We start from the raw sequence: 13754 nt of genomic DNA on the forward strand, positions 1-13754 counted from the left end.
TTATGAAATTAGCAATCGTAACCTCGTATCCGCCTAGTAAAGTTACTCTTAATGAATATGCATTTCACTTGGTAAAACATTTCAGACAGCATCTAAAAGTAACTGAATTGACTTTGTTAACAGATGTACACGCTAAGGAAGCTGAGATCGATTTTAAGGAAGTAGGATGCAGAGTAAGGGTTCAAAAATGTTGGAAGTTCAACAGCTATTCGAATCTATTTTTTATTGCAAAAGCTATTAGAAAGACACAACCAGATATGGTGTTGTACAACCTGCAATTCATGAAATTTGGAGATAAAAAAATTTCTGCAGCCTTAGGATTGTTCTCCCCATGGTTGACTAAATTAATGAAGGTAAAGACAACGGTACTTTTGCATAACATTATGGAAACCGTCGACTTAGAAAGTGCTGGTTTTACCGATAACAGAATTAAAAGAGCTGTTTTTAATTTTATCGGAGAAATGCTTACTCGTGTCATTCTTAAAGCAGACAAGGTTGTGTTAACCATAAGTAAATATGTAACTATTCTAGAAGAAAAGTACCAGGCAGACAATTGTGTACTTATTCCTCATGGGACTTTTGAAATCCCAGAAGAGCCTTCTTATGAGCTGGCTACTGGAGCTCTTAAAGTAATGACATTCGGGAAATTTGGCACCTATAAAAAAGTGGAGAATTTAATTGAAGCCGTAGAGCAAGTTAGAATGCGTACCGGTCAAGATCTTGAAATTGTTATCGCCGGAACAGATAACCCGAACACATTGGGATATTTACAAGGGGTTAAAGAGCAATATAGTGAGAGCTCTAATATCACGTTTACAGGTTATGTTGCTGAGGAAGACATCTCTACTATCTTTTCAGAGAGTGCTATAGTTGTTTTTCCTTATACGTCCACCACAGGGAGCTCTGGAGTATTGCATCAGGCAGGTAGTTATGGAAAAGCGGTCGTTATGCCAGATTTAGGTGATTTAAGTATCTTAGTTAAAGAAGAAGGTTATAGAGGAGAATTCTTTGAGCCTAAAAGTGTGGATAGTCTTGCCGCTGCCATTGAAAAACTAGTCCTAGATAAAGAACACAGAATTGAGCTCGCAAAAGCAAATTATAAAGCTGCTAGCGCCTTGCCTATGTCTGTAATTACTAAAATGTATTTAGATATGTTTGAAGAGAACATGATCCCTCCTGCCCAAGTTCCAATCGCAGTTTAATCAATTGTTTTTGAGGCTTGTATAAGCTGGCTTTACCCCTGCAGAATCTATAATTCCAAAGTAGGCCTGTTTATTTTTACGCCAGGGAAGTGAGCCAGCCACATCATTGGGAATTTTATCAAAATCATAAAGCGTCCAGAACAAATAGTTGATACTATCTCTTTTTTGTATTTTTAAAAGAGCTGTGTAAAAAGATGCCTGATCTTCTTTGTCTTTTCCCCCAAAACTCCAAAATCCATCATAACTAGATAGACCTATTTCCTGCAGTAAAACGGGTTTTGAAGTTTCTTGCTTTAAAGAGTTGTGGACTTTACTAAGATCTTCTAGATTTTGATAATAATGATAAGAGATAAAATCCACTTCATTTTTAAGAGTCAAAGCTGCTTTATGGGAAGACCATCCTATGGTTACTGGATGTATGGAGTCGATCTGTTTTAGGGCTTTAATGGTTTGAGATAACCAGGATAAAACTCGTTCCTTATCTCTATTTACAAAATCTAAATTGGGTTCGTTTTTTATATCCCAAGCCAGCAAAGCAGGATGATCACTAACTTTCATGACTACAGCTTTAAGATGTTGATTCGTCAGTGTCCAATTCTTTATATCATAATTTCCATAGAAATCAAAAAGAGTAATCATCACTTTTAAATTTGCTTTTTGAGCCTCGTCTAAAAGTATACTTAGTTTTTCTAATTTGTTCACATCTACATGGGCTTTCCCAAAATCGCTGTAGCCTATAAAAACTCTTATGGTGTTTAGATCCAATTCTTTAATGATCTTAAAGTCTGCTGCAAAAGTTTTAGAAGTTACATTTCTATTAAATGTGTCCCAAGGGTATTTTTCAGGATAATAATTGAGACCTTTTATTTGATTGATCCCAACTGGAATACTATTTATTGCAGCGGCAATTTCGTTTATGGCAAGCTTTTCAAAATGTCTGATACGCCAGAAACCATCTTCTAATAAAAGAATGACTCTATAATCTTCGTTGAATTCACGTTGCGTAATAAATTTATTATTTTTATAAATTTTTTCTATTCCAGAAACACGACGGTCCGTTATAATCGCAACAGTTCCATCGGCGCTATAAAAGTCTAAGGTAATGTGGTGATTTAAAATAGTAGATCGGACAGCTATTTTTTGAGCGGTATTGAAGGCAATAAGAGCATTGACTTTTTCACGAGCACTTTTTGTATAGTGATCATAAATTCCATCCGTATTATTATTTTCTAGAGCTAGATTTTTCACAAACCAAGCATCCAGGTAATCTTGCTCTATTTTTTTCTGATTTTCATGCGCCAGTGGTCTTCCTGGATTATCTATAGAAACCCAAGTTACTTCTGGTAGGTAATAATCAGTACGCGCTATATCTAGGTGTAATATTTTAGAACTATCAGCTCCTGTATTTAGGTAAGCAATTACCTGACTGATGCCATAGATGACGGCTGCATTCACAAGAATAAATACAGCTATAATGAAGATGCGATATATAATTTTATTTTTTTTCAATGAAGTTGTATGTATTTTACAGTGGTAATACCCAAAGATGCTACTTGAATTTTATAAATATTTTGCGATAGTAAAGCGGTGTCAAATCTATAGGTCACTATTCCTGCTTTAGTTCTCAACAGGGTCTCCTTTCCATTGAATTTTATACGCACTTGGACGCCGTCTGGTATAAGCTGGCCTAAATAACTAGTCAATGGACCGACTGTGATTTGATTGTTTTGAGGCTCCTGAATAGGGATCTCTTTTAAAACAGATTGGAATTTAATTTCCAATTCTGGACTCTCTACCATACCCATTATAATTCCTTTAACAGTCCATACGGAAGGTCTTTCTGGGTGTAACGCTTTCGCGAAAGCATACCCATTAATCGTACTTGCTGCAGTTTGCCATTTTTGATTTCGGTCATCGTTTATAAAAAACTTAACCAGTGTACCATCAGTAGTGATGTTGCCATGTGCATCTTTTATTTGATCGGTTTTAATCGTGATCAGTTCATTTCCATCAGCATAGTTATGATTGCTATCTTCTTTTATTTGGAATGCTGTTGGGATATCCGGAAATACATCGGTAACGAGCTCTTTTGAAGAACTATGATTGATCGTACTACCTGTGATTATTCTTCCAGTTCTTAAAGGAGCACGTATTCTTTTCCACGTGAATCCAGCAGAGAGTTCTTTATATTGTTGGTATATAGTTCCTTTAAATTGATGTTGCAGGGAAACCATAGTACCATCTGGTAATAAGTTGTCAAGACTGTCTACGGGAATGCTCACAAGCATGGTGTAATCTCTAAGGGTCGCAATAATGCTGCGCGGTCCTAAGTAGTTTTCTATAGCTTTTAAAGCTTTGATATCTGCCACTAATTTAAAACTGCCGCTTTGCAGTGTTTCTTGATCAGCAATAAGCTGCCAGGTTATAACGCTAGCATGTTTAGTGATTTCTTTGGGTATTTTTATTTGAAGCTCATTGTTTTTTATATCTGCAGGTAAAATTGTACTTCCATAAGTTCCTGAAATCACAAAATTTATTTTCTGATAAGAGCTTTTGTCAAAGGTTTTAAAAAATACTTTTATCCCACTATCGGTCACTATTTGATTTTTAGGTGGCTGTATCTTAAAACGAGCTACTCCTTTAGTTTCTACTTTCTGTTTGTCGTTTGCAGTAGAACAGGAAAACAGTATCGCTATAAAAGCCATCAAGATAAAAATGTTGCGAGATAGGTGGGTTATCATCATCTTGGATTTCCTATAAATGCGTTAGTAGTGATGGAAATATATTGATATGGCAATCCATCCACCTGGATTAAAAACTCTTTCCGTCCTATATTATTTCTATTTGGATGTACTTTTGTCGCAATATCTTTGTTGGGCAGTCCATTTACAGAAACATTTAAAAGGGCGGAAGAGAGGATCAACGGAGATTGTATATCAGGTAAGATGAGTTTAAAAGCTATTTTTCGTTGGGGTCTAATACTCTCATTGATATACACCGCATCTGTCCATATCAATTCTTGTGCATCGTTATAATAACTGATTAATAGTTGAGGTATGGTGGCTGCCTCTATACTTGGGTTAAAAAGAAAACCAGTCAACTCTTTTCCTTTTACATGAATATGGGAAGGAGCAACTGTCTGGGATAGCCCTGAAGTAGCAACATTTGCCTTTACTTGAATTTCAAATTCTTCAGGCATTTCAAACGCTCTATGTGGATCATTACTACTATTAAACTCTATGAGAAAAGGAGTTGTTTCTTTAGCAAGTAATTTGTGCTTTATCACATCTTGGGCATTGTATCTAGCGATTTCTTTATTAAATTTATTATATAAAACTCCTGTCACAGATATATCTGCTGGGATGTTATCTACATTCTGTATAGCACCTATTAGGTAAAATGTGGTGTCTTTTTGTATAAGTCTTGCATTGAGAACTTCTACTACAGGTTGTTTTAGAACATCTTCATGAAAAGTTTGTCCTGATGTGATTTTACGTTTGCCGTGATTAAAAAAGTGGGTGCTGCTTTTGAGCATGAGTTGATCTGGAGGTATGTCTGGATCTACATTTTTAGGAATGATATACCATTTTCCTTTTTCCTTTTTTATAAGAAGAGTATCTTTAGTTTTTATTTCTTTAAGGGGTGTTATCCAGCTTATGGAGGCCACACCGGTGGCTGTAATTTTGGTTTGTTCTATTATTTTAACCGATATGCTATCCATTTTTGCATAAGAACTCAATAGGCCGTCAGACAAAGATATCTCTAACATAAATTGAGAAATATCCTTTTCTTTCAAGGGATCAATAAACGAATGTGCTGTTTCAAACTCTCTAAAATCTAAGGCATCGTAATAAGCGATTATTACACTTTTTGGACTTAGTTGCGCTGCTTTTTTGATATAAAGGCCGTAAACCATATAGACTCCAAATACTAGTATGCCGCTTATCCATAACAGCGAGATTCCATAAAGCCATTTTAGAACTATTTTTTTCACTGGTAGAGCTTTAAAATAAATTTGTTGAATTTCTTTTTTTTTCCTAAAAGAACGGGACCACATTCCACTTAAATATAGCAGTATGCTTATAATCAATGTAGAAAGAGGAATAATTCCCCACAGTAATTTTTGAAATAAAGGAACATCATCTTTAGGTAAAATACTAGGTAAAGGAATGATTCCAGATCGCTCCCATATCGCAATGCCATTTTCTAATTGACTCAATCGGTGCCAGCCAGTAAAGTAGAGTAGGGGATCATAAAATTTATCATTAGAGAACACATATTTTAAATGAAATTTCTCCGGTACAGTAAGAAATTGTTGTAGTGAGCCCAGCCCCTCTATACCTCGATATTTAGAGTTTTCAAGGCGTTCTACCGCTCTAGTAGTAAACTCTGGTAATCTTCTTGCCGAATGGTAGTTGCCGTCTACAGTGGTTGCCTCTGTTTGCGCAGACAGCCATGCCATTTGATCTCCAAAGCCCAATGGCAAATAACGCCATCTATCATGATCGTCCTCATTCAAAAAATTTACGATAGACTTCATTTTAATAGCCTCTGGCTGGGTAGGTCTGAATTTGCCTAGCGTCATCGTGAAAACGGCAATGGCGATAAAGCACATGGCAAGCATTCCTCCACTGGTTCTATGGAGTATTGCGCCCCATTTTTGCTGCAACAGTTCTTTATAATCGCCATCTGTAAATCGATAACAAAATTCGCCAAATAAAGGCAGTGCCATAATAGATGCCCACAAAGTAAAACGATCTAATGTCAATATATTAAAAGCATTTTCCCCCAATATTTTTAAGGGTATAGGCGTTGTTCCACCCGTGCCTAGAACAAATAACAGACTGAATGAGATTCCGAAAAAAAACAATCTTTTGCTGTAAAACCTGTAGAAAAAGTAAGGTAAAAGAAATAGTAATATTCCCCATGGAATAATAAAAAACACCAATCCAGATGAGGTGACTTCTATAAAGTTATCTCTGGAGCCGTGTGGTATAGGGATTTGAGTAATGGGATTTTTCTTAGAATTGATCCAATAAGGCAGTATGCATCCTACAATCAGCACCAGCGAGCAAGCTCCAAAAATGACGACACGTTTTAAGTGTTTCCACAGCGCTTTTGAGAAAGTTAAAAAAGTAACCTCAGTATTGCTACTTACTCTTTCTCTTGCCGCGTCCATAATTGCAGTTCCTATTAAAGGGCATATAAAAAACACCATACCGAAAATAGGTGTCACATGATGTGAAGTAACGGTTACCGCTAGTAAAGCAAGTGATTTAAATAAGTAGACTCTCTGACCAGTTTTTATCCATTTGTATATTTCTGGTAAAGCATGTAGGAGAATAGAAATACCAATGATGCTAGGCAACTGTCCAAAAACATGAAGGGTTTCTACAAAACAAGAAGAAAAGACTGCCATTATAGCCGCATATCCCGCTATCTTTTTATTGGGAATAAGAATCTTAGTAAAACGATAGATTCCTGTAATAAATAATATGACCCCTATTAAAGCAACGGTGAACATTCCAAATTTTAAACCACCTATTAAAGATAACACTCCTATGGTTTGATGTACTAAAGGGGGATACCCAAAAACGGTAAAGCCAGTGTACCAACTATAACTCCAAGGTTCGAACCAGCTAGTTGCATAATGATTTGCAAAGAACAAATGTATCAATGCATCATAGGTCTTTTCTAAGGTGAAAAACATAGACGTTCCATGGAATATAATTCCTAACAATACGGCGGTGATGAGATACTTATTTGTCTTTGAATTATACATAGGCATGTGAAAAATAGTCATTCTTTGTACGAGGTAAAGATAATTCTTTCGATAAATGGCCCGTCTATCGATGAGTGGTTTCTGTCTAAAGGAAACTACTGTCTATCGAAAATGACATATTGGAAGCTTGTTCTTGAGATATGTTTGTAGTGTAATTAATATTAATTCTAAATGGTATAAGTATGAAAACTGGAATTATTATCCCATGCTATAATGAAGAAAAGAGATTAGATCAAGAAGCTTTTATATCTTTTATACAGCAAAACAAAGACTATCATTTGTGTTTTGTAAACGATGGTAGTAAGGACAATACGTTGGAAATCCTTCATAAAATGAAAGATCAAGCGCCTGATGGCATCAGTATAGTTGATGTAAAAAAGAATTCTGGAAAAGCAACTGCTGTAAGGGCAGGAGCCAGATTCTTCTACAACGAGCCTCATATTTCTTTTATAGGTTTTATGGATGCAGATCTTTCTACAGATTTCAGAGATTTCAAAGATTTAGTAAAGACATTAAAGAAAGAGAATAAAATACTTGTCTTTGGTTCTAGAAACTCAGGTGGTAATGGTAAAATAGAACGCAATTTTATGAGAACCGTACTCTCAAACTTTATCAAGCAATTTATTTTACTAATTTTAGCGATGCCTATTAGAGATACCCAATGTGGCGCAAAAGTTTTTACTAAAAATATCGTTCCAATACTGTATCAAGATGCGTTTTTAAGCAGGTGGCTGTTTGATGTAGAGCTATTTTTAAGACTTAAAAAGTATTTGGGAAAAAATAACATTATGAATAAAATTACAGAGCAGCCATTAATGAGGTGGGTGCATGTAGAAGACTCCAAGTTAAGCACTAAAGATGCCATCATTATTCCTATAAAATTAGCTCAAATATGGATGAATTATAACGTATTTACTGTTAACAATACAGTGCGCAATCTGTATACAGGTACCTTTAAAATAAATGATGCTTCGACTGAATATTCTATTGCAGCATAAATAGTTACTTTTTAAAATTAGGGATATAAAAGGGTTGTTTTATAAAATCCCATCCGACATGTCATTAAATTTTTAGTAGGTTCTAATGGGATAATAATTGTAAATAATAAGGCTGGTGGAATTTCTATAAAATAGTGTTGGGGAATGACTGGAGTTTAAGAACCTATCTATTCTGGAGGGAATAAAAGAATCTATAAATCTGGTGTCTTAATAGATTTGTTAAAGAGGGTAAATAAAAGTTTCAAGAGACAAAATCACTGCCATCTTACAAAAAAAAACTTTATCCTTAGTTAAGGAGTTTAGCGGCAAAAAAAACTCTTGTTATTCCAGCATGTTCTGAGAATTAAAGAGCAAAAAAATAGTTGGCATGGTAGCTACAATTATCTAAAGTAAAAATCCCAAAACACCCCCTATTACCATCACCACAATTTTAGCGAAATTGAACTTATGAGCTTCACTAGCTTCTAGAATTAGTGTGGTAGAAACATGAAGAACAATTCCAGCAACTATAGCCTTTATGGGTAACATAAAATCTTCCAGAATTTCTAAATTTCCAGCTACCAGACTTCCTAAGGGTGACATAGCCGCAAAGAATAAAATAATCAGGACTGTTTTGAACTTGCTAAAATGACTAGAAAGTAAAAATGAAGTAAAAATAAAAGCAATAGGTATTTTATGAACAGCTATACCATAAGTCATGCTGGTTTCTCCTTGCAAGGGCATTCCTTCTAGAAACGCGTGCAAACATAAACTACCGAACAGTAAATAAGGAAAAGTATGGGCTGCCTTATCAATATGTAAATGACCGTGTTCAGCGCCTTTTGAGAAAAATTCAAGAATAATTTGTAAGAACACACCACCCATAAGATAGGCGCCATACCTATTCCTGCCACCTTCATAAATCTCGGGTAAGAATTCACTCGCTACGGCACTTAATAAAAAGGCTCCCGAAAAAGCAAGGAGCAATTTCATGCGTTCCTTTGATTGTGACTTGAGAAGCAAGGCCGCGGCAAAACCTAATAATACAGCAAGAAAGGGTAGGAGTATATTCATGTTTAGTTCTCAGTTATTGTCTCAAAAAAGTTGGTCCAATAGTTTTTAATGTAATGATATTTTTAGTTCTAAATTAATGAGGGACCTGCTGGTTTTATCTCCGTTTAAAGGAGTTCAGTTGTCGGCTCAAAAAATGGGTTCTAGAATTTTAATTTAAGGGTCTATAAAGTTCCAAATTTATCTAGGATCTGTCCGTACCGTCTCAATGCTCGTTAAATTATTTATTCTTCTTCCTCTTTCTCACCTCTCAACTTATGCAATTTTTTAGTCCCTTTATACATATCGTATTTAACAAGCTTCGCTTCTATCTTACCGTTGTACAATTGAATTTTACGGGATGGGCGCAAACCTACAAATTTTAGAGCATCCATATTTCCTGTAATCATCCATGCGGTAGAACCTGCATAACGCTGTTTTAAAGTGTCGCCTATTTCTTTGTAGAACTCTTCAATATCAACAGAAATACGCTCATCGTAAGGTGGATTAAACATTAAAAAAGCACTTGCGCTTTGATAATCTCTAAAAAAATCTCCTTTTTCTACTTTTATAAAGTCTGTAAGATTGGCATTTTTTATATTTTCAACTGCTTTTTCTATAACATAGCCGTCAGCATCTCGAGCGATAATTTTCCCGTCAAATTCGCGCATTTTCTTCAAACAACTTGCTTGTATGTTTTCAAACAGCTCATTATCATAATCAGGCCATTTCTCAAAGCCAAATTCACTGCGGTTGATATTTGGAGCAATGTTTGCCCCTATCATAGCCGCTTCAATAGCAATTGTTCCACTACCACACATAGGATCGATAAACGTAGAACGCTGGTCCCAATTACTCAATAATATGATTCCTGCCGCAAGAACCTCATTAATAGGAGCCTCATTAGTCATTGTTCTATATCCTCGTTTATACAAAGGTTCACCACTTGTATCTAACGATACATCAACATTCTGGTCGTTAATATGTACCGATATTCTCAAATCTGGATGCCTAGTGTCTACATCTGGTCGCTGTCCAGTATTGCGTCGTATTTGATCTACTATAGCATCTTTAGTTTTTAAAGCTACGTACTGGCTGTGATTAAAATATTGGGATGCAATTGTTCCATGAACGGCTAGAGTATCATGATATGTTAAATGTTTAGACCAGTCGTATTGATAGATCCCATCATAAAGGTCTACTTCATTTCGTGCTCTAAAGCTATAAATAGGTTTAAGAATTCTGATGGCTGTACGCAACATCATATTTGCCTTGTACATAAATCCTTGGTCTCCAGTAAATTCTACCATGCGCACACCGCGTTTTATGTTTGTGGCACCTAGCTGTTTTAGTTCTTGTTCAAGGACTTCTTCTAGGCCAAAAAGCGTTTTGGCAATCATCTTAAAATTTTGGGACATCATCGTGGATTTGGATCGACAAAATTAAGGTATTTTTGCGGTCTATGAGCAATGTAAACACATCAGATCAGTGGTACGCCAGTTGGTTCGACACGCCTTATTATCACATCCTTTACCGCGATCGGGATTATGCGGAAGCTGGAGCGTTTATGAAGCGACTTACCCAGCGATTAAAATTGGATAAGAATGCGCAAATTATGGACCTTGCCTGCGGCCGTGGTCGTCACAGCATGTATCTCAATCAATTGGGATACCGGGTTACTGGTGTTGATTTGAGTGATAGTAGTATCGCTTTCGCGAAAGCGGAATTGAGAAAAAATATATCGGGAGTATCTGATAAAAAAGCGCATAACAGCTTAAATCCTATCGATGCTTCTAGCATCGAGTTTCACGTGCACAACATGACCGTAGCTTACGATCAAAGCTTTGATGCCGTTTTTAATCTTTTTACTAGTTTCGGGTATTTTGATGATGCCGCAGATAATTTAAAGACGATAACAGCCATAAAAGAAAACTTGAAACCTGGAGGGTATGGAGTCATTGATTTTATGAATGTAGGTCATGTCATTAAAAATCTAGTAGGGCAAAACTCTAAAACAGAGGAAGGCATCACTTTTAATAATTCCAGACGTTTTGAAAATGGTTTTATATACAAAGACATAAGGTTTAGAGATAATGATCACGATTATCATTTTACAGAAAGAGTAAGTGCTTTAACATTAGAGGATTTTCAAGGATATTTTTCAGCTGCAGGTGTAGATTTAATAGAGGTGTACGGTAATTATCACTTGGAAGATTACGATAAGGAAATTTCAGATCGGTTGATAATGATATTTAGAAAGTAAAGGCTTTCATTTAAATCTCATTCCACTGCATAACGGAATCTCTAAGAGCGAATGCTGTGTCTTTAATTTCATTTTCCATATGTAATTCCTAATTTTTAAGGGATGTATTTTATTGTTTTTCAAATGGGTTTTCCCTTCAGGTAACTATCTATGGGGTCACGGGTGTTTAAGGAACTAGAATTTTCGTCAATGTTTTTAATTTGTCTTCAACACTTTTAGGCTTTACCATATTTCCTGCATTTCTCAAGCATTCCTAGCAAAGCTAGTGGTACTCATTTTTCTCACTATACGCAAATTCCACTGGTCAGATAGTTTCTTTTCAAGAGAGGATCTTTTTAGTGGTTATTGGTTTTTTCGCTTGATTTAAATTGAATGGTGTTGGTTATGATAATCATGCCACAGATAATTAACCTTCAACCTTAAAGTTCTGACGCAGGTTTAAGTTAACCGAAATAGAAATTATGTTGCTCAGCTTTGCTGAGAATCAAAAGGGGTTGACCCGATGATAGGCATCAATAAAATGACGAGATAATTAAATCAACCCAGCCATTTGCTGCTGCAATTCCATTGCTTTGACTCTTGCGGCACGAATAAAATCTTTCCCTTGAGATGCATAAATGATGCCGCGAGAAGAGTTGACCAGCAATCCTACTTGATCATTCTTACCATATTTTACGACTTCTTCAAGTGAGCCGCCTTGGGCTCCTACCCCAGGAACCAATAGAAAAGCATGAGGTACTATTTTTCTGATCTCCATTAGATATGCTGCTTTAGTAGCACCTACTACATACATCAATCGATCGCTGTTCTCATATTGAGAAGCGGTTTTAAGTACTTCTTGATAGAGTGGTTTTCCATCTACAGTTTTGGTCTGGAAATCAAAAGCTCCTTGGTTGGAAGTTAGGGCAAGAAGAATAGCAAATTTATTTTCAAAAGTTAAAAATGGTTCTACAGAGTCTTTACCCATATAAGGAGCAATAGTGACACTATCAAAATTCAAATCTTCGTAAAATGCTTTGGCATATCTGGTGGAAGTATTTCCTATGTCGCCGCGTTTAGCATCGGCAATGGTGAAGTGATCTGGATAATTCTCGTTGAGGTAATGGATTGTTTTTTCTAAAGCTTGCCAGCCTTTTACTCCATAAGCTTCAAAGAAAGCTGTATTGGGTTTATAGGCTACACAGAGATCATGAGTGGCGTCTATGATCGCTTTGGCAAAAGTGAAAATAGGGTCTTCCTCCTCCAATAAATGAGGAGGTATTTTTTCTAAATCAATATCCAGTCCAATGCATAGGAAGGACTTTTTCTCAAGTATTTGGGTGGTAAGGTTTTCTAAAGTCATTTACATTCTATACTGCTATGCACCGTTATATCTCGTCATCATTCATTTGTAACTTCTCGGTATTATCCACCAGTCGAAGTTCATCAATGATTTTTTGAATGTCACCATTAATGATATTATCTAGGTCGTACAAGGTCAAGTTGATGCGGTGATCTGTAACGCGACCTTGTGAATAATTATAGGTTCTAATCTTGGCACTACGGTCACCCGTACTTACCATGCTTTTACGCTTTTCAGAGTCGGCAGCCATTTTCTTTGCGAGCTCAATATCATACAGACGGGAGCGCAAAACTTTTAAGGCCTTTTCTAGGTTTTTGTGAGAAGATTTTTGATCTTGACAACTTACGATCATTCCCGTAGGTTCGTGGTGTAATTTAATGGCACTATAGGTAGTATTTACCGACTGCCCACCAGGACCTGTAGAGGTAGTACGCTCGATACGCACCTCTGTCATGTCCAGTTCTAAGTCAAATTCTTCTGCTTCTGGAAGTACCATAACCGTTGCAGCACTGGTATGCACACGACCTTGAGTTTCTGTTTGAGGAACACGTTGCACACGGTGCACGCCAGCTTCAAATTTTAAGGTACCGTAAACGTCATCGCCGTTTACTTCCATAATGATTTCTTTATAACCACCACTAGTTCCATGACTCGTGTCAACTATACTGGTGCTCCAGTTTCTGCTAGAACAGTATTTTTCATACATTCTAAAAAGATCTCCAGCAAAAATACTGGCTTCATCTCCACCAGCACCGGCACGTATTTCCATGACAGCATTTTTAGCATCTTCTGGATCTTTAGGAACCAGCATCATACGTATTTCTTCTTCTAGCGCAGGAATGGCTTCTTTAGCTTCGTCCAGTTGCATTTGAGCCATTTCTACCATGTCGGCATCGCTGCCGTCTGATATAATTTGTTTTGCTTCTTCTAGATTTGCTGCAAGTTCTACATAAATCTCACGCTTGTCCATGAGTTTTTTAAGATCTTTATATTCTTTGGTAAGTTGTACGTATCGTTTTTGGTCAGAAATTACATCTGGCTGTATGATCAAGTCATTTACCTCGTCAAAACGATTTTTTACAATATTTAATTTATCTATCATGGTCTAATTCAAGTCCTGCGAAAATACGGAATTAAC

General features: G+C 36.3%; 10 protein-coding genes. 3 read left to right on the plus strand and 7 right to left on the minus strand.

Annotated elements, in window-relative coordinates; translation table 11 throughout:
- Positions 1–2 precede the first annotated feature (2 nt).
- On the plus strand, positions 3–1202 hold the full coding sequence (locus tag ACJAT0_RS04200) for a glycosyltransferase (protein WP_415180658.1): 1200 nt from the start codon (positions 3–5) through the stop codon (positions 1200–1202).
- Here the strand turns inward: ACJAT0_RS04200 and ACJAT0_RS04205 are convergent, their stop codons facing one another.
- The 3 genes from ACJAT0_RS04205 to ACJAT0_RS04215 are packed head-to-tail and all read right to left on the minus strand — an operon-like array spanning position 1203 to position 7005.
- On the minus strand, positions 1203–2711 hold the full coding sequence (locus ACJAT0_RS04205; RefSeq protein WP_415180659.1) for a glycoside hydrolase family 2 TIM barrel-domain containing protein: 1509 nt from the start codon (positions 2709–2711) through the stop codon (positions 1203–1205).
- Positions 2708–3907 carry a hypothetical protein gene (locus ACJAT0_RS04210; RefSeq protein ID WP_415180660.1) on the minus strand — a complete coding sequence of 400 codons (1200 nt, stop codon included), beginning with the start codon at positions 3905–3907 and terminating at the stop codon, positions 2708–2710. The genes ACJAT0_RS04205 and ACJAT0_RS04210 overlap by 4 nt, the downstream gene beginning before the upstream one ends.
- Positions 3908–3942: 35 nt before the next feature.
- Positions 3943–7005, minus strand: coding sequence for a hypothetical protein (locus ACJAT0_RS04215; RefSeq protein WP_415180661.1), 3063 nt, complete (start codon positions 7003–7005; stop codon positions 3943–3945).
- Positions 7006–7166: 161 nt separating this feature from the next.
- Between ACJAT0_RS04215 and ACJAT0_RS04220 the strand changes: the two genes are divergently transcribed.
- Positions 7167–7982, plus strand: a complete 816-nt coding sequence (locus ACJAT0_RS04220) for a dolichyl-phosphate beta-glucosyltransferase (protein ID WP_415180662.1) — start codon at positions 7167–7169, stop codon at positions 7980–7982.
- A gap of 384 nt (positions 7983–8366) precedes the next feature.
- On the opposite strand, the gene ACJAT0_RS04225 is transcribed toward ACJAT0_RS04220, so the two are convergent.
- Both ACJAT0_RS04225 and ACJAT0_RS04230 read right to left on the minus strand, forming a co-directional pair.
- Positions 8367–9035 carry a ZIP family metal transporter gene (locus tag ACJAT0_RS04225; RefSeq protein WP_415180663.1) on the minus strand — a complete coding sequence of 223 codons (669 nt, stop codon included), beginning with the start codon at positions 9033–9035 and terminating at the stop codon, positions 8367–8369.
- Between the two features lie 221 nt (positions 9036–9256).
- Complete coding sequence (locus ACJAT0_RS04230; RefSeq protein ID WP_374003540.1) at positions 9257–10429, minus strand: THUMP domain-containing class I SAM-dependent RNA methyltransferase; 1173 nt, start codon at positions 10427–10429, stop codon at positions 9257–9259.
- 44 nt (positions 10430–10473) lie between these two features.
- Between ACJAT0_RS04230 and ACJAT0_RS04235 the strand changes: the two genes are divergently transcribed.
- On the plus strand, positions 10474–11274 hold the full coding sequence (locus ACJAT0_RS04235; protein ID WP_374003541.1) for a class I SAM-dependent DNA methyltransferase: 801 nt from the start codon (positions 10474–10476) through the stop codon (positions 11272–11274).
- 532 nt (positions 11275–11806) lie between these two features.
- On the opposite strand, the gene pyrF is transcribed toward ACJAT0_RS04235, so the two are convergent.
- Entirely contained in the window at positions 11807–12616 is an 810-nt protein-coding gene (pyrF, locus tag ACJAT0_RS04240; RefSeq protein WP_415180664.1) for an orotidine-5'-phosphate decarboxylase, read from the minus strand.
- A 25-nt stretch (positions 12617–12641) separates the two neighbouring features.
- Entirely contained in the window at positions 12642–13718 is a 1077-nt protein-coding gene (gene prfA, locus ACJAT0_RS04245) for a peptide chain release factor 1 (RefSeq protein ID WP_374003543.1), read from the minus strand.
- Positions 13719–13754 lie beyond the last annotated feature (36 nt).

Source organism: Nonlabens sp. (assembly GCF_047636915.1).
Lineage (GTDB): Bacteria > Bacteroidota > Bacteroidia > Flavobacteriales > Flavobacteriaceae > Nonlabens.

What these genes read in the sequence shown, in the direction of transcription:
- ACJAT0_RS04200 (WP_415180658.1), top strand. Translation starts at nt 3, where the DNA reads ATGAAATTAGCAATCGTAACCTCGTATCCGCCTAGTAAAGTTACTCTT.
- ACJAT0_RS04210 (WP_415180660.1), bottom strand. Translation starts at nt 3,907, where the DNA reads ATGGCTTTTATAGCGATACTGTTTTCCTGTTCTACTGCAAACGACAAA.
- ACJAT0_RS04215 (WP_415180661.1), bottom strand. Translation starts at nt 7,005, where the DNA reads ATGACTATTTTTCACATGCCTATGTATAATTCAAAGACAAATAAGTAT.
- ACJAT0_RS04220 (WP_415180662.1), top strand. Translation starts at nt 7,167, where the DNA reads ATGAAAACTGGAATTATTATCCCATGCTATAATGAAGAAAAGAGATTA.
- ACJAT0_RS04225 (WP_415180663.1), bottom strand. Translation starts at nt 9,035, where the DNA reads ATGAATATACTCCTACCCTTTCTTGCTGTATTATTAGGTTTTGCCGCG.
- ACJAT0_RS04230 (WP_374003540.1), bottom strand. Translation starts at nt 10,429, where the DNA reads ATGTCCCAAAATTTTAAGATGATTGCCAAAACGCTTTTTGGCCTAGAA.
- ACJAT0_RS04235 (WP_374003541.1), top strand. Translation starts at nt 10,474, where the DNA reads ATGAGCAATGTAAACACATCAGATCAGTGGTACGCCAGTTGGTTCGAC.
- pyrF (WP_415180664.1), bottom strand. Translation starts at nt 12,616, where the DNA reads ATGACTTTAGAAAACCTTACCACCCAAATACTTGAGAAAAAGTCCTTC.
- prfA (WP_374003543.1), bottom strand. Translation starts at nt 13,718, where the DNA reads ATGATAGATAAATTAAATATTGTAAAAAATCGTTTTGACGAGGTAAAT.